33 protein-coding genes are annotated in these 18,259 nt (G+C 56.2%); 17 read left to right on the top strand and 16 right to left on the bottom strand.

Translation table 11 applies throughout. The annotated features are described in order from the left end of the window. Positions 1 to 26 precede the first annotated feature (26 nt). Positions 27 to 347 carry a hypothetical protein gene (locus F8N85_RS21835; RefSeq protein WP_150805595.1) on the top strand — a complete coding sequence of 107 codons (321 nt, stop codon included), beginning with the start codon at positions 27 to 29 and terminating at the stop codon, positions 345 to 347. A 39-nt stretch (positions 348 to 386) separates the two neighbouring features. Here F8N85_RS21835 and F8N85_RS21840 read toward each other — a convergent pair whose 3' ends face one another. Beyond that, a complete protein-coding gene (locus F8N85_RS21840) occupies positions 387 to 1,241 on the bottom strand; it encodes a DNA adenine methylase (RefSeq protein WP_150805596.1) in 855 nt (284 codons plus the stop codon). A gap of 96 nt (positions 1,242 to 1,337) precedes the next feature. On the opposite strand from F8N85_RS21840, the gene F8N85_RS21845 reads away from it, so the two are divergent. Then, positions 1,338 to 1,718, top strand: coding sequence for a hypothetical protein (locus F8N85_RS21845; protein ID WP_150805597.1), 381 nt, complete (start codon positions 1,338 to 1,340; stop codon positions 1,716 to 1,718). A gap of 38 nt (positions 1,719 to 1,756) precedes the next feature. Here F8N85_RS21845 and F8N85_RS21850 read toward each other — a convergent pair whose 3' ends face one another. From F8N85_RS21850 to csrA, 8 genes are all read right to left on the bottom strand, one after another. Further along, positions 1,757 to 2,572 (bottom strand): YfdQ family protein, encoded by an 816-nt coding sequence (locus F8N85_RS21850; protein ID WP_150805598.1) that lies wholly within the window; start codon positions 2,570 to 2,572, stop codon positions 1,757 to 1,759. A gap of 40 nt (positions 2,573 to 2,612) precedes the next feature. Further along, the gene (locus tag F8N85_RS21855) at positions 2,613 to 2,960 is read right to left on the bottom strand and encodes a hypothetical protein (RefSeq protein ID WP_150805599.1); all 348 of its coding nucleotides are present in this window, start codon (positions 2,958 to 2,960) and stop codon (positions 2,613 to 2,615) included. A gap of 91 nt (positions 2,961 to 3,051) precedes the next feature. After that, positions 3,052 to 3,513 (bottom strand): hypothetical protein, encoded by a 462-nt coding sequence (locus F8N85_RS21860; RefSeq protein ID WP_150805600.1) that lies wholly within the window; start codon positions 3,511 to 3,513, stop codon positions 3,052 to 3,054. Then, a complete protein-coding gene (locus F8N85_RS21865; protein WP_150805601.1) occupies positions 3,510 to 3,743 on the bottom strand; it encodes a hypothetical protein in 234 nt (77 codons plus the stop codon). The genes F8N85_RS21860 and F8N85_RS21865 overlap by 4 nt, the downstream gene beginning before the upstream one ends. Then, positions 3,740 to 4,102, bottom strand: coding sequence for a hypothetical protein (locus tag F8N85_RS21870; protein WP_150805602.1), 363 nt, complete (start codon positions 4,100 to 4,102; stop codon positions 3,740 to 3,742). The genes F8N85_RS21865 and F8N85_RS21870 overlap by 4 nt, the downstream gene beginning before the upstream one ends. A gap of 308 nt (positions 4,103 to 4,410) precedes the next feature. Next, complete coding sequence (locus F8N85_RS34595) at positions 4,411 to 4,581, bottom strand: hypothetical protein (protein ID WP_191636233.1); 171 nt, start codon at positions 4,579 to 4,581, stop codon at positions 4,411 to 4,413. A 2-nt stretch (positions 4,582 to 4,583) separates the two neighbouring features. Next, the gene (locus tag F8N85_RS21875) at positions 4,584 to 5,021 is read right to left on the bottom strand and encodes a tellurite resistance TerB family protein (RefSeq protein ID WP_150805603.1); all 438 of its coding nucleotides are present in this window, start codon (positions 5,019 to 5,021) and stop codon (positions 4,584 to 4,586) included. Between the two features lie 71 nt (positions 5,022 to 5,092). Further along, the gene (csrA, locus tag F8N85_RS21880; protein WP_150805604.1) at positions 5,093 to 5,266 is read right to left on the bottom strand and encodes a carbon storage regulator CsrA; all 174 of its coding nucleotides are present in this window, start codon (positions 5,264 to 5,266) and stop codon (positions 5,093 to 5,095) included. 466 nt (positions 5,267 to 5,732) lie between these two features. Between csrA and F8N85_RS21885 the strand changes: the two genes are divergently transcribed. Continuing rightward, entirely contained in the window at positions 5,733 to 6,056 is a 324-nt protein-coding gene (locus F8N85_RS21885; RefSeq protein WP_150805605.1) for a DUF1654 domain-containing protein, read from the top strand. A 48-nt stretch (positions 6,057 to 6,104) separates the two neighbouring features. Here F8N85_RS21885 and F8N85_RS21890 read toward each other — a convergent pair whose 3' ends face one another. Continuing rightward, the gene (locus F8N85_RS21890; protein WP_191636235.1) at positions 6,105 to 6,284 is read right to left on the bottom strand and encodes a DUF1654 domain-containing protein; all 180 of its coding nucleotides are present in this window, start codon (positions 6,282 to 6,284) and stop codon (positions 6,105 to 6,107) included. Positions 6,285 to 6,540: 256 nt separating this feature from the next. Between F8N85_RS21890 and F8N85_RS21895 the strand changes: the two genes are divergently transcribed. Further along, entirely contained in the window at positions 6,541 to 6,798 is a 258-nt protein-coding gene (locus tag F8N85_RS21895; protein ID WP_150805606.1) for a hypothetical protein, read from the top strand. A 191-nt stretch (positions 6,799 to 6,989) separates the two neighbouring features. Further along, complete coding sequence (locus tag F8N85_RS21900) at positions 6,990 to 8,042, top strand: DNA cytosine methyltransferase (protein ID WP_150805607.1); 1,053 nt, start codon at positions 6,990 to 6,992, stop codon at positions 8,040 to 8,042. A gap of 43 nt (positions 8,043 to 8,085) precedes the next feature. Here F8N85_RS21900 and F8N85_RS21905 read toward each other — a convergent pair whose 3' ends face one another. The 6 genes from F8N85_RS21905 to F8N85_RS21930 all read right to left on the bottom strand — a co-directional run bounded on the left by F8N85_RS21905 (position 8,086) and on the right by F8N85_RS21930 (position 11,711). Next, positions 8,086 to 8,817 (bottom strand): MAE_28990/MAE_18760 family HEPN-like nuclease, encoded by a 732-nt coding sequence (locus F8N85_RS21905; protein WP_150805608.1) that lies wholly within the window; start codon positions 8,815 to 8,817, stop codon positions 8,086 to 8,088. Then, positions 8,807 to 9,907, bottom strand: coding sequence for a DUF262 domain-containing protein (locus tag F8N85_RS21910; RefSeq protein WP_150805609.1), 1,101 nt, complete (start codon positions 9,905 to 9,907; stop codon positions 8,807 to 8,809). Before F8N85_RS21910 ends, F8N85_RS21905 begins: the two co-directional genes overlap by 11 nt. 94 nt (positions 9,908 to 10,001) lie before the next feature. After that, a complete protein-coding gene (locus F8N85_RS21915; protein WP_150805610.1) occupies positions 10,002 to 10,241 on the bottom strand; it encodes a hypothetical protein in 240 nt (79 codons plus the stop codon). A gap of 57 nt (positions 10,242 to 10,298) precedes the next feature. After that, complete coding sequence (locus tag F8N85_RS21920) at positions 10,299 to 10,508, bottom strand: hypothetical protein (RefSeq protein ID WP_150805611.1); 210 nt, start codon at positions 10,506 to 10,508, stop codon at positions 10,299 to 10,301. A gap of 73 nt (positions 10,509 to 10,581) precedes the next feature. Further along, on the bottom strand, positions 10,582 to 10,809 hold the full coding sequence (locus F8N85_RS21925) for a hypothetical protein (RefSeq protein WP_150805612.1): 228 nt from the start codon (positions 10,807 to 10,809) through the stop codon (positions 10,582 to 10,584). A 38-nt stretch (positions 10,810 to 10,847) separates the two neighbouring features. Beyond that, the gene (locus F8N85_RS21930; RefSeq protein WP_150805613.1) at positions 10,848 to 11,711 is read right to left on the bottom strand and encodes a helix-turn-helix transcriptional regulator; all 864 of its coding nucleotides are present in this window, start codon (positions 11,709 to 11,711) and stop codon (positions 10,848 to 10,850) included. Positions 11,712 to 11,806: 95 nt separating this feature from the next. On the opposite strand from F8N85_RS21930, the gene F8N85_RS21935 reads away from it, so the two are divergent. From F8N85_RS21935 to F8N85_RS21990, 12 genes are all read left to right on the top strand, one after another. Beyond that, a complete protein-coding gene (locus F8N85_RS21935; RefSeq protein ID WP_150805614.1) occupies positions 11,807 to 12,055 on the top strand; it encodes a transcriptional regulator in 249 nt (82 codons plus the stop codon). Positions 12,056 to 12,091: 36 nt separating this feature from the next. Continuing rightward, positions 12,092 to 12,436: a hypothetical protein gene (locus tag F8N85_RS21940; protein ID WP_150805615.1), complete on the top strand. Its 345-nt coding sequence runs from the start codon at positions 12,092 to 12,094 to the stop codon at positions 12,434 to 12,436. A gap of 22 nt (positions 12,437 to 12,458) precedes the next feature. Beyond that, positions 12,459 to 12,686: a hypothetical protein gene (locus tag F8N85_RS21945; protein WP_150805616.1), complete on the top strand. Its 228-nt coding sequence runs from the start codon at positions 12,459 to 12,461 to the stop codon at positions 12,684 to 12,686. Positions 12,687 to 12,844: 158 nt separating this feature from the next. Beyond that, a complete protein-coding gene (locus F8N85_RS21950) occupies positions 12,845 to 13,312 on the top strand; it encodes a YmfL family putative regulatory protein (protein ID WP_150805617.1) in 468 nt (155 codons plus the stop codon). Between the two features lie 71 nt (positions 13,313 to 13,383). Then, the gene (locus F8N85_RS21955) at positions 13,384 to 14,085 is read left to right on the top strand and encodes a phage antirepressor KilAC domain-containing protein (RefSeq protein ID WP_150805618.1); all 702 of its coding nucleotides are present in this window, start codon (positions 13,384 to 13,386) and stop codon (positions 14,083 to 14,085) included. After that, positions 14,082 to 14,945: a helix-turn-helix domain-containing protein gene (locus F8N85_RS21960; RefSeq protein ID WP_150805619.1), complete on the top strand. Its 864-nt coding sequence runs from the start codon at positions 14,082 to 14,084 to the stop codon at positions 14,943 to 14,945. The genes F8N85_RS21955 and F8N85_RS21960 overlap by 4 nt, the downstream gene beginning before the upstream one ends. After that, positions 14,938 to 15,726: a hypothetical protein gene (locus F8N85_RS21965; RefSeq protein WP_150805620.1), complete on the top strand. Its 789-nt coding sequence runs from the start codon at positions 14,938 to 14,940 to the stop codon at positions 15,724 to 15,726. The genes F8N85_RS21960 and F8N85_RS21965 overlap by 8 nt, the downstream gene beginning before the upstream one ends. Beyond that, positions 15,719 to 15,922 carry a hypothetical protein gene (locus F8N85_RS21970; protein ID WP_150805621.1) on the top strand — a complete coding sequence of 68 codons (204 nt, stop codon included), beginning with the start codon at positions 15,719 to 15,721 and terminating at the stop codon, positions 15,920 to 15,922. Before F8N85_RS21965 ends, F8N85_RS21970 begins: the two co-directional genes overlap by 8 nt. Further along, positions 15,919 to 16,290, top strand: a complete 372-nt coding sequence (locus F8N85_RS21975; protein ID WP_150805622.1) for a Ref family recombination enhancement nuclease — start codon at positions 15,919 to 15,921, stop codon at positions 16,288 to 16,290. Before F8N85_RS21970 ends, F8N85_RS21975 begins: the two co-directional genes overlap by 4 nt. Beyond that, a complete protein-coding gene (locus F8N85_RS21980; protein WP_150805623.1) occupies positions 16,287 to 16,607 on the top strand; it encodes a hypothetical protein in 321 nt (106 codons plus the stop codon). The genes F8N85_RS21975 and F8N85_RS21980 overlap by 4 nt, the downstream gene beginning before the upstream one ends. Continuing rightward, a complete protein-coding gene (locus F8N85_RS21985) occupies positions 16,604 to 16,972 on the top strand; it encodes an endodeoxyribonuclease RusA (RefSeq protein ID WP_150805624.1) in 369 nt (122 codons plus the stop codon). The genes F8N85_RS21980 and F8N85_RS21985 overlap by 4 nt, the downstream gene beginning before the upstream one ends. Next, positions 16,969 to 18,255, top strand: a complete 1,287-nt coding sequence (locus F8N85_RS21990; RefSeq protein WP_150805625.1) for a tyrosine-type recombinase/integrase — start codon at positions 16,969 to 16,971, stop codon at positions 18,253 to 18,255. The genes F8N85_RS21985 and F8N85_RS21990 overlap by 4 nt, the downstream gene beginning before the upstream one ends. The last annotated feature ends 4 nt before the right edge of the window (positions 18,256 to 18,259 follow it).

Genomic DNA, 18,259 nt, shown 5'->3' on the forward strand with positions numbered 1-18,259 from the left:
AGCGGATTAATTTCTGAGGGGTTCAAATGGATCAGGGACTGATTGACGACATCATCTCGACGTCCTTCGGGGGCGCGGCCGCCGGTTTGGCTCTTTACGGGATGCAGGTTCTTTTTACCTGGATAGGAGTCAAGCGAGATGCTCGCCGGGTGCACGCTTGGATGACGAAGGAGAGAGTGGCTGGTGGTGATAAATACCGATCAACTAGAGCGATCGCCAGTCACAACAACTTGACCGAGGATCGAGCGCGTTTCGTTTGCAGCCGCGATGAGCGAATCAAGCTATCGGTTGGCGACGATCCTGATAAATGGAGCCTTGAGGGCCGAGGCCGGAAAAGCGGTTTTTGATTCCTTCCGCCGTCGCTCAGCGCAATAGGTGAGGGCGGGTCAGGCCAGTTCGCCGAGATCCAGCCCGATCTGACTGACCCTCTTGATGCAAGCCGGGTTTAGCCAGATACATTCGGTTCGGTTTGCGGTGCCTCGCCCGGCGGATATTCGCGCCGAGGTGCTGTAGCTGGTCCAACCCGGGAGCAGCTCGGCGTAAAGGTCGCTCGGGTATCCCGACAGCACGACCATTCCTTCTAGCTCGAGCAAAGCGCTGAGCAATTCTCGGTGCGCAGCATCGTCCATTTCGTGCCGGTAATAGCGGCCGCTGGATGCACCTTTGTACCTGGTGTCGTGCACGTAGGGCGGGTCAACGTAGTGCAAGGTTTGCGGTCCGTCGTGGGCTTTGATTACCTCGATCGCCGGTCTGTTCTCAATCAGCACGCCGCTCAGGCGCTGGCCAACTTCGGCGAGTTGTTCTGGGTAAGTTGCCCACAGCGACTGGGCTGTGCCGTACTGCCGCTTCGTGTCGATGCGGAAACCCGTGACACCCTTTGTCGCCCCTGCGGATCCGAAACCCATCTGTGCACGGATGATGGTCCGGCGGGCTCGCTCAATCGGGTCGGTGCTCGGCTCCCAGGATAGTTCGAATTCCTCCCGGGAGTAGGGCGTGAACACCAGGCGCTCGGTAAGTCCCGATCGCGTAACCGGATCCTGAAAAACTCGGAACAGGTTCACGATGTCGCCGTCCAGGTCGTTGTACACCTCGGCATACGATCGAGGCTTTTGCATCAGCACACCTGCCGCACCGCCGAATGATTCGACGTAGCAGGTGTGCGGCGGGAAGTGCTGCAGCACCCAGGGTGCAAGCCTGAACTTGGCTCCGTGGTAGCGGATGACCGGTGCGGTGATGGTCATAAGTGATTTCCAGTCAGGCGCCGGCCTCGCCGGCTGGCGTGATTCGTTGAAGTGGGGTATCAAAGGTGCGTTCGCATTCCGTCCTTGGAGGCTGAGATGGACTTCGATTTCTACCCGTGTGGTGTCGATGAAAAGAAACCGTTGCTATACCTCTGGCAGATTGAAGACGCGCAGGGTGGCGTGCTTTATCGCTACGTCGGCAAAGCGAATGGAGGCTCGAAACGCCCGCTAACTCAATATCTGCGCAATGTGCGTAATTTGCAGGCAGGTAAGCCTTATCGGAAGGGAAAGCCGGACGCATTCCGTGAGGTACATAGGAAGCTCGCGGATGCCGCCGTGAGGGGGTATCGGCTGTCTCTTCATCTGCTGGAAAACGTAGCCCAGATCGAATCGATCTACGACGTAGAGAGTTCTGCTCAGCGCCAGTACTGCACTCCTCCTTATTGCGATCTGCCAGCGAATCGTTCAGCGAAATAGGTGAGAGTGGGTTAGGCCGGTCGCCCGGCCTGTGACGCTTACTTCGGATCGAAAGCGCCGAGAGACAGCGCGGCGGCATCACCGATTTTCTCCTGAAGTACCGACTTGAATTCCTGCGCGATCTCTTCGCGCTGAACCTCTTCACCAACCCAGCGCAGTTTCAGTGCCGGTTGGGCGCCGCTGGTGATGACCGAGATGCGCAGGATGATTTCACGCAGCTGCAGGCCTTCGAACGGCACCACCGAGAAGATCAGCGACGTAGGGAGGACTTCTTTGCTGGTCGCCTCGATGGCGTCCATAGCGCTGCGGCTGGCGCGGGTCTCGCTGACGGTGTGATCGCTTTCGGAAGACGCCTTCACCGTGATGGTGCGCACCGCTGCGATGGCTTTCACCAGACTGATGTTCTGGTTGTCTTCGCCGACGGCCGACAACGTGCTGTGCCAGTCCTCGATCCAGTCGCTCATGTCTTTCTGGGACATCGCGCGCCCACTGATTGCCTGCACCGCCTGGTAACCGGCCGTTGCCTTCAGCTTGAGCACGGCCCGATCATCGGCATGGCCAGGCGCCGCTTCGGTGCCGAGGTTAAACAGTACCGAGCAGGTCATCTCGTCTTGGTTGATAAAGCCCTGTGCATTTACGACCGCTCGGTCGGTGACGTACTTGCCGAAGTCCACCAGGGAGTTGGTGGAGAAGGTGCCACGGAAGCGGCTGCGGAATGCGCCGAAGGCTTCCAGACTGATTACCTTGGCGCCTTCAGGCAGCACAGCGGTTGGCATGTCAGTGTCAAGTGCTTTGGCCGCGGCAATCAGCGCAGTGTCGGTGATCAGTTGAATTGCTTCTTTCGTCAGGGACATATTTCAGGTCTCGTTTAGGAAGGGCGTGAAGCGGAAGCGATCAGGTGCGGCGCGGGATTGGCGCCTCGTCCCGGGTGAATATTTGGTCGTGCTTCTCGGCGAACAGCGAGATCTTGCCGCCGGACCCGACGTGCATCGGAGTGTCCAAACTGGTGTTCTCGCTGCGGGTACCGCGCTTGGTCGGCACCTTGTAGTCGAGCTTGTGCTTGATCTTTACCTGGCTCGACTCGCCGATCTGGCTGAAGTCCAGGGTGATCACCAGCTTGCCGACCTTGCCGTGGTCAACCACCCCGGCGGCGACCTCGGAAAGGGCGTGGCCGATCTGGCTGGCGAACGCGCCGCCATTCAGCTCTTCAAGGAACTCGGCGGTATCTGTTGCAATTGGCATGGCGGTTTCTCCGGGATGGCTTTAAGCCCGCTTGGTGGAAGATGGAACTGCGATTGTCGAAGACGCTGGCGCACCTGGTGGTTTATTCGTCTCATGCTGCTTTCTGCTGACTCCAGACACCCACAGCGTCGAACACCCAGGCGGCCTGTTCTTCCGTCAGCGAGATCTCGGCGGGAATGGCGATCCAGCCCGAGGCGACCCGATGATTTGGATTGCACTCTGCGACCAAGCCTTTGTAGGTTTCCTCGATCACGTCGTCGAGGTGCGTGGCCAGATAGTTGCCTTGTGGCGCAACCTCTACCGACTTGGTGTAGCGGTGCCCGCGCTGATCGCGACATTGGACGCTGACGTAGATCGTCCACCGGTGGGCGAAGTCGCAGACGGCGTCGGCGATGCGCTGGCCGGTCGGGATGTTCCTGCAGTTCTTCCAGTTGATCATCCCTTGGATGCCGCTAGGGTCGATCTGCACCACTGCGACGTGGTTGGTACTGAGCAACGCCCGGCACGATCGCTCTATCCGGGCACGCATGTTGTTGGGCTTGCGCTTCTTCATAGCGCCTCCGTGGTTCGCCGTAGCGCGATGCGTTCGGCATGGGACGGGGAAGGGCGGCGGCGTTTCAGGATGGTGTCGGGGTCGATTTTGTCCGAGCGAGGTGGGCGCTGCTCAGGCTTGAAGGCGTCTGCCGGTTCAGCTTTGCCGCCGGAGCCGAAGAACTGATCCATCTGACGGTTCAGCTTGGCGCTGATCAGATCCCGCGGGTTGGGCATTGGTACGCCGATCATTGCTGAGCGCCGTAATAAGCGAACACGATCAGTACCAGGGAGGCGCCAATGGTCCAGCGCACTAGAGTTCGCCCGAAGCTGCGGGTGGAGACTCGAACTGAATCGAAGAAGTCGGCGTTTTGCTCAAGCTGCTTTGCGTATTGGCAGGCGCTGTCGTGGCCTGCACGGGCGCCGCGGGAGAGGCCGGTGGAACGATCGACCACATCAAAGGTGTTCTTGCCCAGTGGCACGACGTTGAAACGTGGCGCACGCACTGGCTCTTCGCGACCAATCATCTGGTACATCTCCGAGGTAGACAGAGAGAGGCGATCCCGCAACACCTGCAGGACCGCTTGTTTTTGGCGAATGGTCTGGTTCATGACGATTCCTTTTGGTGGGTTGCGGTTATTCGTCAGCACTCGGACCGCCTGCTGGTTGCCGTTGGGCGCAGGAGTGAGTGCTGACGAATAAAGGCAGGCGTAAAAAAGCCCGATCGGAACCGGGCTTTTGTTGTGCGTCACACAGTCACCCTACGTGACCGCTGGTGCCTTCATTGGAAGGGCTTTGTCTGGATTATTTCATTGCCAATCCTCCATGCTGGGGTGAGCTGAAAATGCAGGTGGCCGGCGCTGGGCCGGGTGTTCGTCCGCATCCCGCTGCCCACTCAGTGAATGGGCAGAAGTGATGACTACGGTTTATCTTTCGCCTTGCCGACCATCAGCACCATCAAGAGCAGCGCGACCAGTACCAGGTCGCCGACCATTGAAAGGATGCGACTGGCCGAGTCCACGAAGACAACCCCGCCAGCGAGTCCGTAGGCTGCCAGCGAGCGCGCTTTGTTGCTGACCCTGCCGAACACGACTACAGGTAGTCTTTGAGGTTGAGGTTCATGATCTTGGCGGCCTTTTCCAGCACTGCCATTTCAGCCGGTTCGATCTCACCATCAGCTTCAGCAACGGTGAGCATGAAGTTCAGGACGGTCTTGGCATCATCAACACTGTGGGCCAGGTCCGTAAGTTCCTTTTCGGCGTTCTGGCGGATGATGCGAGGGCCGCCGTCGTTGAAGTCGGCTTTAGCCCGGTCGATCGTGTTGCTGAGCTCGGCGCCGAAGCCCTTCAAGGCCGCAGAGTTGTTGATCAGCTTTTCGATCTTCTCCAGCTCTTCCTTTTCGATATCGCCGTCAGCGGAAGCGACGTAGAACACGCCGTACACTGACGCTTGCATCAGGTCGCGGTTGGTCATCACAGCCAGGGCCTGACGGGCTTCGCCGGATTTCTTGCCAAACAGTTTGCCGAACATGGTTATTCCTCTGGGGTGGGTTGCATCCCGATGCACCCTGTCGCCAAGGTGCAGCAGCGATGCTTTCCTGATCAGGCCACCGCTTCAGCCTGAATACGCTGATAGATCTCTTCGCGATGCACGGTTACCTCTTTCGGGGCCTCAATCCCCAGTCGCACTTGCTGCCCGCTAACGCCCAGCACCGTGATGCTGATGTCGTCATTGATGCGGATGGTTTCGCCTGGCTTGCGGGTGAGTATCAACATGGTCCTGCTCCTTGGTTGTCATCCCAAGCAGCCCTCGCGAGAAGGCTGCTCAGCGATGCTGTCCGTCTTGCTGGCCGGTGTTACTCGCCACCTCCGGCTGGGCGATGATTTCTTTCCATACGTTACGGTTTGGGCTGCCAGGGCTACTCAGATACGGCGCACTTAGGTGGGATTCGCCCACACCGGGTGCGTCAGTCTTTTCGCTGGCTGGCAGCTTTTAATCGATCAGGTTGTTAAAGAGCGGTTGGAGCGTGCTGCGTTGCTGTCTCGGCTTCCGGCACCTAATTGGGTTCCGGTTGCGATGGGTGAACAATAAGCCAATGCCTAATATATTGTAAATAGGTAATGCCTAATTATTTTCAAATGTCTTTCTCGGCTCACCGTCTCGGACTGAGGGGTTACATTTCCGAGCGGCTGAGATAAGCTTTGCTAAGCCTGTATGGATATACAGCATTAGGAGGCGGGAATGGCAAAGGCGAAGAAGCAGGCAAAACCAGTAGAGCGGCGGGAGATATGCGGGATGGAGAGGCTTGGGCTGCGGGTCTCTGGGATGATCAACCATCCCATTGCGCAGGGTCAGCGTTGGGTGAGGATCCACCGCCTTGATACGGATGGTGACCGAGAGTGGGATGAGGTGATGGGCTTGCTGTCCGAGACGGACGGCATCGATTTGACATTCAACGACGACGAAACGGTGACGCTGCAGTGGGAGGCGTCAGACGAGAATGATCCAGCCGTACAGGAGCATGACGAGCTGACGGTTATCGATGAGGAGCTAGCGCCTTTCTGACAGAAACAAAAAAGCCCGCACGCAGCGGGCTTAATTGATTCGCGGCGGTCAATCTTCGCTGGGCACGGCCCAGTAAATGAACACGCTGCCGTCCGCCTGGCGCTCCACGGTGACGTTCTCGTTCTCGCCAATGTCCTGCATCAATTGATTCCAGTCGTCCTCAGGCTCATCCGGGGAGCGGTATAGCGTCGCCTCTTTGGCCTTCTGCGCAGCCGGGGAACTGATGATCTTCTGACGCGCATGCCCATCAGCTCGAACGAAGTCGGCGGGGTAGGGGCTGCTGGTGCTTTCTTTCCCTTTGCCATGATTTTTCTCTGATTTACTGTATTAATAAACAGTATTTTATCCGTCGGTAGAAGGCAAAGCGGGGAGAGTACTTTTGTACTCTGTGATATCAAAAGGCCATACAGGTGATAAGCTCTGATAGTGACTTCCAAGATCACTCGATGGACTGCACGCCATAAGCAATCAATACAGAGATCGTATGAAGGATGAATTAAGGAAGCAGGCGCTGACCAACTGGCGAAAGCTGTTCTCTATGGCTGCAAACCTCATAAGCGACGAGGCTCGTTACGACAAGTTGCTGCGGGCGGCGGATCACATGGAGCGCTCCGGGCTCATCAGTAGCGACGAGTGGCGAAAACTGGCCCAGCAAGCGGGGACATTGCTTGCCAGCACCGCAGAGTGCATGGGTGGTGCTGACCAGACACAAAAAAGCCCGCACGGGACGGGCTCTCTGTAGACGGGGTCAAATCCCTTTGGCTGACCGCATTGTGCTTTGTAGGTATGACGGGAGCATGACAGGGTGGATACGAAAAGCCTGCAAGTTACCGCAGGTCAAGCCTACCCACCTTCCAAAATTCTCTCTAATCCGAGATCGATCTTGGTCAAGTAATCCGTTAGAATGCATCCTTGATAGGGGATTTGACCACAATGATTGATGCTGTTGACTTGTTTTGCGGCGCAGGGGGATTGACGGCCGGCTTACGTATGGCAGGCATCAATGTCAGGGCGGGTTACGACATTGACCGAAACTGTGAGTATGCATATCGGGAAAATAATCAAGCTGAATTTGTTGCCAAAAGCGTGTCTGACGTTACTGCCGACGAAATATGCTCGTGGTATCAATCAGGCCGAATCAAGCTTCTTGCCGGCTGCGCGCCGTGTCAGCCATTCTCATCCTATAGTTTGGGGCGCGATACTCGCACAGATAGGAAGTGGCCCCTGCTTTATGAGTTTAAAAGACTGATTGAGGCAGCCAACCCAGACATTGTCACCATGGAAAATGTTCCGGACGTGACCAAGCATCAAGTCTATCAAGATTTCGTAGATGGGCTTCAGGCTGAATATCACGTGTGGGCTGGAACAATCCGATGCGTTGATTATGGCTTGCCTCAACATCGACGCCGCCATGTGCTCATTGCCTCCAGGCTCGGCGCCATATCTATGATTCCGCCTACGCATATTGGTAAGCCTGTAACGGTTGCTCAGGCTATCGGCCATCTACCTAAAATTGCTGCAGGAGCATGCGACCCTTCAGACGAGTTGCATAGGGCCGCTACGCTTACTCCTATAAACTTGCAGCGCATCATGCAATCAACTCCAGGCGGAACATGGAAATCTTGGCCGGAAGAGTTGCGCGCTGATTGCCACCGCAAAGCAAGCGGGAAAACCTTCCCTAGTGTTTACGGTAGAATGCGGCCTGATGAGCCGGGCCCGACAATGACTACGCTATGCTATGGTTTTGGCAATGGTCGCTTTGGTCATCCCCAGCAAGATCGTGCAATCTCACTGCGAGAGGCGGCCATCCTACAGTCCTTCCCGGATGAATATAAGTTTATGCCTTCGGATAAAATAACATTTAAAGGTGTGGGAAGAATGATTGGTAATGCTGTACCGGTCAGGCTGGGGGAGGTAATTGGATTAAGTATTCAAGAGCATCTAAAATCTCACGCTGTGCTCCTCGCCCTTAATAGCCGTAACTAAAGAGGCCCCTCGTAACGAAGGGCCTAATAACGAACAATATTTTTCAGCCCGGAAGGGCCGCCGCATATGTGCGCTGCCTTAGATAATATGACACGGACCATAGCACAGATCGCAAATAAACGGCCGTCTCATATGATACTTTTGCTAGGTACTCTGGAGATACATCATGACCGCACTGCTCGAATGACAATCGACCATGCGCCAAGGCGTTGCGCTTATCTTTGACATCTTTTATTTGCCGCAGTATGTTACGCCCTTTTAAATTAGGATCTGGACTTTTAAAGCCATACTTCACGGCGGTGAGCCTAATTTCCCTGCAGTCGACGTTTCCGGAAAATATTTGGTTTTTATTATAGCCGAGCTTGGTTATTGCGATTTCTATCGGATGCACTCTGTCGTCGAGCGCCTGAGCATTGTTATCCCTTAATGCTCGCTTGAAGTGATTTAGTGCGATGTTCTGCAAGTCTCTACTGAGTCCGTCGAATCCCAAATTGTCACTATCCACAGTCTTGTGAATAGTGTCGATAGCGTTTGTCATCGTCGCTTCGACAAAATTGTATAGTAGTAAATATGCATTCGCTCTTAGCGTTTTTGTTAGCTCTCGAGAGAGTGGAAAGTCTTCCGCTGGGTGCGCGGGACCTCCCTCTGCGCGGGTTAGCGCGGTAATCCTGTTGCTGGAGATAAATTCTGTGAGGGCGATATAGCGCCTGACTTCTGCATGGCGCTGTCGAAATAGATCGTACAACTCAAAAATTAGGACCTCGCTATTGGTCATATTCAATCGCTCTACCCAAAAGGCTGTCTCGAACAAAGTGAATTCTATTGATGACCTTTGGTCTTGAGTTGCTTGAGTCGGATCGCGTGAGTGTCTTAAATTCTTCACTAGCGAGCCAGTCCATAGGTGCGGAGGTTAGGTTGCTTTTTTCTATCTGCGCTAGAGCTACTCCAACGGCAATGGACTCAAATCTAATTCGGGGAACAGAGAGATTATTTTTATCTTTTTTGAATCCGTTGGAAAAATTAGTCTCCACGAATTCGAGCATTTGTTCAAAACGCGATTCTAGTGATTTAGGGTCAAAGGTACTGCTATTCATGCTTTCGAGATAGTCATCTAGAAATAAATCGACTCTCTTGTTAAACGTTTTATATCTGTCGAGATAAGCAAAGAATCGAAGCGTCATTTCCTCGTAGTCTCGATGGTTTATCCTGACATCGCTTATAGGGCAAAGGGTTCTAAATTTTAAATTTGCAGCTATTTCTTTAACGAAGTCAGTAAAAGCTCCATCTTTCGAACCAAAACGTTGTTCCATGTCCTTGAGTTTCGTACCACCTGTATTTAGTCGGTCGAATAATTGGCGACGGGCCTCCTCATCGACTTCCATCAGTTCAATCATTCTCATCGTTTTGCGCTTAAATCTGAGCTGTCTTGGTATTGTGAAATCTTTGAAGCGAAATCCATTCAGTAGCGGCAGCATCTTAAGGTCGGCAAGAACAAGATCTCCATGAAGGAAGCGTGTCAAAGTTCTTATGCGTTGCGATCCGTCAACTATCTCTAAGCGACCCTCGTTTTCCCCGTTGTTTACGTCGGCAACATATAGATACGGTATGGGAAGATTTAAAAAAATGGATTCAATAAACCTTGCTTGCTGATTATCAGACCATACCAGCTCACGCTGATAGTCCGGAATGAAAAGCTCAGCCTTATCGCTCTCTTCCAGCTTCTCTGTGTATTTTGAAACTATTACCTCAATTGGATATTCTCTTATGTCAAAATCGGTTTCTTTTTGTTTTTCTACAATTTGCTTCTCTGCCACTTCCTGTTGCGCTTCTGTAATGGATGGGAATAAATCGCTCTGTCTAGCCATATTTCCTCCTTAATTATCAGCTCCGCAAGGAGCTCCTTAGAACGCTCGCTCTACAAATCCCACCACCAGATTGGCTCCAAACCCTCACCACCGTTTAGTCAGCCTTCCCCCGCACAATCCTCCCAGCCCCGATCTCCACTGCATAAGCATTCAACCGATCGTCATCTGCCTGGAAGATCTTGCACATCCTCAGCACGGCCTGGGAGTCTGCCTCATTCCCGGCCAGTCTCAGCCGCTCGGCGACCCGCAGTAGCTCCACTGCCGACCACTTGAGGTCAGAGGCGACGCCCTGGAGATCGCGCTTTAGGTCTTGATTTGGCTTGGTCAGTGTCATCTATGCCTCATGCATATTCTGGCCGCTTTAGGCCTTTTAATGAGTCCATGTCGGTGTTCAATGAAGGGTCGTAACCCTGCGACTTTCGCCAATCCTGATCCGGTCCAGCGCCCGGTTTAGAGAATCCAAGGCATCAAGGAGGGCTTTCGCCTCGGTCTCTCGACCATCTCCCCAAAGGCGCTCAGCCATTTTGTTCAAGGCTTGGATAGAATGCTCAATTTCAGCAGCAGTCGCTGCTGCTTTACTGTCCGCCTGTTTCTTCTTCATTGAGTAACCCGTTTGCAGGGCATTGCTTGTCCTTCAGTAACTAGCGCAAATACATAGCTCGCCAGAACGCATGCTACTCAGCCTTCCCCCGCACAATCCTTCCCGCCTTCACCTCATCCGCATACGACCTCAGCCGATCAGCCTGCTCATGCAGTTTTACGATCGTCGCCATTGCCTCCAGAAGCTCCGTATTCCCGCGCTGCCTTTCCATCCTGAACATTTCCAGGGCGGCTTCTTCTAGGGCGAACGCGGCGGCTTTCAGGTCGCGGCGCAGCTGCTGGTTGGGCTTGGTGAGTGACATGGGGCTCTCCCATTGGGTCGTCTTGCGGCGGATGACCGCTAAACCTTCCTGGCATTCCACACCATCAGGACCTTTGCCCTGATGGTTACGTCGTCGATTCGCGCTGCCAGCTTTTCATAATGCTTGTTGTCAGAGATGAGCCACAGATGGTCCTCGTCCTTTCGCTGAAGTCGCTTTATGAAAAGCTCGTCATGCCAATTAAGGAGGTAGACACCTTCGCCGGCGTATTCGGTGATTCCGCGATCCACGATCACGGGATCTTTGTCCTCGATGGTGCCTTCCATGCTCTGGCCCCATCCTGTAACCATGGCCAGGGCGGAGTTTGAGGTGTAGGAGACGCCTTTCTCGCGCAGCAACTCTTCCCTGACGACCAGGTTTCGAATCGCCTCATTGTAATCAGGCGGCACCTGTCCGTTACCCATGGCGCCGCGCACGTCGTATTGAGGTATCAGGATCTCGTCTTTCTTAGGGCGCAGGCCTTCCATGTTGGCCGGCAAATAGCTTGCCGGCTCTTTCTCTGGCTCTTCTGCTGCTGCCACGATCCGATCGCGGGCCTCATTTGAAAGCCCTTTTACCTTGCTGAGCATTTGCCGAACCAAGTCTGACGTAGACCGGGAGGGCGTGTTCGGCTCCAAAGCGTCAGCCGTTTCGCTGCTAAGAGGATCCTCTGGAAGGTTTTCGAAGGAGAATCCGGGGCGCAACCCCCAATGCTCTGGGCCTACTACATCCCCAAAATAATTGATCACATCCATCAGCTTCGACTTGTCGATACGGCCAGTTTTCACCCAGCCCTGTATCGACGGAGGCTTCACGAAGAAGTCGTCTGCGATTTTCTTTTTCGATACGCCCTTGGCGATCCGCGCTGCCTCGATGGCTGCGCCTAATTCTGGTCCGGTAAGCATTGCCTAATTAGGCCTATTCTGAAGTTGGTTAGGCAATGGCTTGTCTGAGATAAGGTAATGCCTTATATTCACGATCAATCTCCAGGAGATAAATCATGAAATCAGCAGAAGCAGCCAAAGAAGCATCCCGTTTGCTGGGCAGCCAAGCGGAAATGGCTCGCCGCCTGTGTGTTACCGCCCCGACCGTGAATCAGTGGTGCTCGGGTGAGCGTGCAGTGCCTGTCAGGCGCGCCTTGCAAATTGAAGCGCTGACCGAGGGGGCGGTTAATCGCGCCGATCTTTGCCCTACGTTCCCGTGGGGTCAGATCGCCCCAACCTCCAATCAAGCACTTTCTGCCGCCTAACCCAGTCCCGTCACCCCCGAATGCGGAAGTGAACCAATGGCCTACGACAACAAGACGCATCGCAACACTCACCAGCTGAAGTCGCGCCTGAATGACGATGCCTACGCCGCTATCAAGGTGGAAGCGGAGGCGCGCGAGATTCAGCCGGGCGCCTTGGTTCGCGACCTCACTTTGGCGGCTTTGCGGTTCAAAGAGGATTACGGCTACTTCCCTTTGATCGACGACAACGAGCTGGACGGCTTTCCGGCGCTGGGCGAGCTGGCTCGCGAGCTAAAAATTCAGCCTGACGCACTAGTTCGCGACCTCATTCGGGCGGCCCTGAAAGCCAAGCGAGAGCAGGACGCTATTCCCCAGGTCAACGACAAGAAACGCAGCGCCTGAACAGGCCATGGAGGAGGCACTAATGCCTGCATTAACGGAAGTAGGGCAGTACACGCAGGACGAGAAAGACGAGCTTGAGCGGTGGGCTGACGAGGTCGGTATCGGCATGGATCAGCTGGCCGATCGAATCTTGCAAATAACAGAGCGTGCGGTTGAGCGGCGAAGTGCCGCTCGCCTCGCAGCAGATAAAGCAGCCTTGCGAAGCCGCCCCCAGGCAGAAAACGTGGTTTCGATTTTCCCTGTGAGGTGAAGGTCCGGCCCCTTATTAGGGGCCATTGCAGCAGGGATCGGACCAGGCGGGGCTGGCACCTAATAAGGGGCCAAGAAGAAAAGAAGGTCATGGGTTCATCCCTGATCAATTTCGGTGATGGCATTTTGGCTGCATTAGCACAAAGGAAAAACTAGGACATGAAAACGCTCGTACTAGAGACCCGCCGCCAAGTTATGGCTGCCGTGTCCAGCGCCTTCCCTGGCGGCATGGACTGCGCCGCGGCTCGTCTCGGGATCAAGGACAAGCGCCTGGAAAACCAGATCTACGAGACAGCAGGGTGCAAGCCTCTGAGTGACGCCGAGATCTTCGTGCTGGAAAGCGAAACCAAGACTGAGCATCTGCCCGACTACATCTGCGCCATGTACGGCGGCGTGTTCGTGAAAATTCCTGAGGCTGGCCAGCTGGATAACGTCGACCTCTATCAGCGCTCGCTTCATGAGTCGGTTATGCGCGGCGAGATGGACCGCTTTGTCGAAATGGCCCTGGCTGACGGGGAGATGGATGAGTCGGAAGCCAAGCGCTATCGGTCCATGCACGCCAAGTACATCGCCGCCAGCCTCGAAAAGGTTGGGGCAGTGATCGAGCTGCACAAGGCGCGCGGCTAAATCGCAGGCACAAAAAAGCCAGGTTCGTGGCCTGGCTTCTTCAACAACTTGTAAAACAATGCGGGGCCATTATGAACACGATCGTCGCTCCAAGCAACACGGTCACCATGTCGAGCCGGGAAATCGCCGAGCTCACCGGCAAGCAGCACAAGGACGTGATCCGTGATGTTCGCGCCATGCGGAAAGCGCTGGAGTCTGATGGCGCAGATCTGCGCCATCTCCATGAGATCAAGGATGGCCGGGATTACACCGCCGAGTTTCGCCTTGATCGCCTACTGACCGAAACACTCCTGACCGGCTACAGCATCCCGCTTCGTTACCGGGTCGTGACACGTTTGAGCGAACTTGAAAACGTGTCACGACAGGTTGTCACGGTCCCGCAAACTCTTCCTGAAGCACTCAGGCTCGCAGCCGACCAGGCCGAGCACAACCTTCAGCTTCAGGCCGTCATCCAGAAGCAGACACCGAAGGTCGAGGCATTGAATCGCCTCGCCAATACCCATGGCTCCGTCTGCATCACCAATGCCGCCAAACAGCTTGGGGTGGCACCTCTGCGGCTATTCAAGTGGTTGAGCGACAACCGCTGGATCTATCGCCGGACCAGTCACTCCAGCTGGTCTGCATTCCAGCCTCGGCTATCCAGCGGCCTGCTTGAGCACAAGCTGGTGAAGGTCGGCGCCGAACTGGAAGAGCTCAAAGTCGTCGAGCAAGTCATGGTCACTCGCCGCGGCATCACCACCCTGGCCGAACAAATCCAAGGAACACCCCTGTGAGCACCATCATCATGAGCGCCTGCTGGCCGCTCCAGGGCATGAGCCCTGCTCAAAAGTCCGTGCTGATCTCCCTGTCTGACAATGCCAACGATGAGGGTGTGTGCTGGCCATCAGTTGCGAAGATCGGTCAACGGACCTGTCTTGCTGAGAGAACAGTGCAAAGCGCGATCAAGTGGTTGATCTCTGCAAAGGTCGTGTCTGTTCGTGAACGCATGGGCCGTTCGACCATGTACACCATAACCCCAGCAGCATTTGCACCCCCGCAGGATATGCGCCCCGCAGATGCTGCGGGTACTCCTCCGCAGCAGCCGCACCCCGCCCCCGCAGATGCTGCACCACCCCCCCGCAGTGGTTGCACCCAGAACCGTAATAGAACCGCAATTGATCCGTCAGTAGAACCGCAATCTTCTTTCCCGGCCCTGGTCGGGCAGGGCGCGGTCGTCGTTTCGGATCCTGAGCAAGAGACTCGGTCGAAAGCAAAAATTGAAGCTGACCGCCAAGAAGCCTGCCGGGGGATCTGGATCAGCTACGCAGCGGCTTACTTCGATCGCTACCACACAGAGCCTGTTCGTAACGCGACGGTGAATACCCAAATCAACAACCTGCTGAAACGCCTTGGTGCTGATGAAGCCCGCTTTGTCGCGGCTTACTACGTCTCGATCCAAGACGCCTACCTGATTCGCTCCTGCCACGACATCGGCTCGCTGCTGGCCAAGGCCGAGGCCTACCGCACTCAGTGGGCAACGAACACACAGGTCAACAGCACTACCGCGAAACAGATGGAAAACACCCAGGCGAACATGTCGACGGCCGAACAAGCCAAGGCAATGTTGCGCAAGCGTGGTGCCGGCAATGCTTAACCAGAACGAGCTGGACCTGGCGATCGACCTTCTGTGTGGGACCGCCGAAGCGATGGGTGTGACCCTGAGCCCAAACGCTGCCGCCATCATGGCGGTCGATTTGAGCGAGCACCCTTTGGGCTTGATCGAAAAGGCATTGAAGGCTTGTCGGAAAGAGGTCCGCGGGAAGTTGACGATGTCGGACATCTTGTCGCGCATCGAGGCAGCCGACGGCCGTCCGGACAAGGACGAGGCTTGGGCCATTGCGCTGGCCTCCAACGATGAATTCGACACGGTGGTGATGACTGACGAGATCCAGATTGCGCTCGGCGCAGCCCGCCCGGTTCTGAATCTTGGCGACAAGGTCGGCGCCCGCATGGCCTTCATCAACGCTTACGAGAGGCTCGTGACCCAGGCTCGGACCGAGACAAAGTCAGTCAATTGGCATGTCTCCATCGGTTTCGATGCCAACCGCCGGGTCGAAGCGGTCACCGCCGCCGTGCAGATGCAACGCATTCCGCAAGAACGCGGCCGCCTCTACCTGGCTGACCTGAGTCATGAGCCGATCACTGAGGACGGTAGGGCTCTCGCGGGGTTGATAACCGGGACAGTCGTAAAGCCAACCCCGGCGATCAGGGAAAAGCTGAAAGGCATCAAGGCCAGCATGCTGGAAATGCGCACCGCCAGCGATGAACGGAAGAAGGAAGCCCGCGAAAAAGCCGAACGAGAGTTCGCCGCCCGCCGGGCCTTTTTGTCTCAACAGGCGATCGCCGCCCTTGCAAAGGAAAACGCTCATGTCTGAACAGCGCCTCGCCAATACCAATCCTGTTGATTACCGCTTCGCAGTGCATTGCTGCGGCTACAAGTTGGATCTCACCGACAAGCCGGACCGCGCCGTTGGCCTGTTCGAACACCGCGCGGTTGCCCAGCAGTTCGGTCGTTTGATGTGGCCAAGCACCTTCGAAGTAATCGATATCGTCACTGGGGAGAAGGTATGAAAGGCCGTTCCGTTACTGCCCAGCAGAAGCGCTGGCACGACATGCTTGTCCGGGGCATTGGTTGTGTTGCGTGCCGGGTAGGCCAGGACATTCACAATGACCAGTGCAGCATCCATCACGTTGATGGCCGGACGAAGCCGCATGCGCATTGGTACGTGCTGCCGCTGTGCGCTGGTCACCACCAGCACGGGTACGGTGCCGAGGGCTTCCCTGGTTACGCAGTGCACGGCCAAAAGGTGCAGTTCGAAGAGGCATACGGCAAGCAGTCCGAGCTGCTGAGCTTCTGCGCTCAGTTCCTGGCCGAGTCAGGGCAGGACGTGCCGGCTGGTTTCCTCGCCTGGCTGGATGGCTCGGAGGTGGAAGCGTGAAGCCATTGGGCGATGGAAAAATGCCACCACCCCCGATTGACGCATGGGGCGCTTTCTTCGAGTACTTCGATGGCGAGATTGCAGCGGGGCGCGAGACGCAAGAGTCGGTGCGCTTGATTCATGAGCGTGCGCACGATCTGGATTGGGATGCGCAAATGCGCAAATACCAAAGCATGCCGCATCGATTCAGTACTGCGCGCGATGTATTTCAAGAGATCGCGGACCGTATCTGTGCAGAGATTGTTCTAGAACTGCAGGTTTCCATGCAGAAGAACAAAACGCCGTTCTGGGCGAAGAAGTGGAGGGGGCAGCGATGAGCGATCAAACTTTGACACTGCCATGGCCGCCCAAGGTGCTCAGCCCGAATGCGCGAGTGCATTGGGCGACCAAGAGCAAGGCGGCGAAGGCCTACCGTAACGCCTGCTTCCTGCTGTGCCGCCAGGCTGCATTGGCGGTGCCTGCTGGCCGCGTGCTGCTTTCGCTCGAATTCATCCCGCCAGATCGCCGCCGGCGGGACGATGACAACTGCATCGCAGCTTTCAAGTCCGGCCGTGATGGTGTGGCTGAAGCCCTGGGCATCGATGACAGCCGGTTCGTCACCCCGCTGCAGATCAGTGCCGAGACCATCAAGGGCGGAGCTGTCCGCGTTCGCATAACCGATTACGTTGAGGTAGCCGCATGACCTTGGCAGTTGCGTTTTCTGATGCGGAGCTGCGGCGACGGGCAGATGATCCTTCAGCGGTGCTGATGCGTGACCCGCGATACCCCGGCCTGTACTTCCGCTTCACCGAGGCTCGCCCGCGCGGCACCTGGTCGCTGGTGGTCCGCAAGAAGTGGAATAAGATCGGCGCATACCCCGATCTTTCTGCCAAGGCCGTGCTGGCGGCTTTGCCTGATCTGCGGATGCGCCTCGGCACTGATCCAGAATCGGGCGCCACCGTCTCACCCTGGGCAACCTTGGGTGAATTGCTGCAGTGGTACACCGACAGGATGAGCCGTGATCGGCACCTGTCGGCCAAACGTAAGGGCACTGCCAAGTCTGCCATCGCTTGCCACCTGATCCCGCGTATTGGCGGCCTTGGCTTCGCGGATGTGAACCGAAGCACTCTCGACACCAAGCTGATGTGGCCCTTGCAGGAGACGCTGTCGCTTGAGTTCGTTCGCCTGATATTCGCGCTGCTGGTGCTCGCGTTTCGCCAGGCGCACACCCTCGGCATGATCCCCGCCAATCCAATGGCCGGCATCAAGTTCAGCGACTTCTCCAAGACCAAGATCAAGGCCAAGGCCGCCCGGCTGCGCGGAGTGCAGGTTGAAGGTTTGCTCGAGCAACTGGCTGAAGCGTTCGAGCGGCGCCCGGCTCACGGCATGCTGGCCCTGATGATGCTCTGCCATGGCACACGCGTCGGCGAAACCCGAATGGCGCAGTGGTCGCATATCAGTCTTGCCGATCGGGCCTGGCATCTTCCGGCCGCGCACACCAAGACGCGGGTCGAGCACACCCTGCCGCTGACTGATCAGGTATGCGCGCTGCTGGCTCGCTACCGCGACCGCCAAGCCACCGGTGGGTACGCCGGGCAATACCTATTCCCGGCACGCAACAGTAAGGGCATGACCGAGGGCCAGGCGAGCGGGATATTCAAGGAGCTGGGGCAGGGCGAGTGGACCAGTCACGACCTGCGCAAACTCGCCCGTACTGGCTGGGCTGATCTGGGAATCGACTTCCTGATTGGCGAGATGCTGATCAACCACGCCATGGGCCATAACGTGCAGGCCTACATCCACACCACAGTGGAAGAGCGTAAGCGTTCAGCCTTGGAGCTATGGCACGCCCATTTAGACGCCAAAGGTTTTGCCGTCATTCACGGGTTGGAGGGCGTCGAAAACAAAGAATCCAGCATTTGCCTACAGCCCACGGCTGACGTGGCTTTGAGTGCTACTCCCAACACAACCATAGGCGAGGTTTAAAAAC

The organism is Pseudomonas fluorescens (genome assembly GCF_902497875.1).
GTDB lineage: Bacteria > Pseudomonadota > Gammaproteobacteria > Pseudomonadales > Pseudomonadaceae > Aquipseudomonas > Aquipseudomonas fluorescens_BR.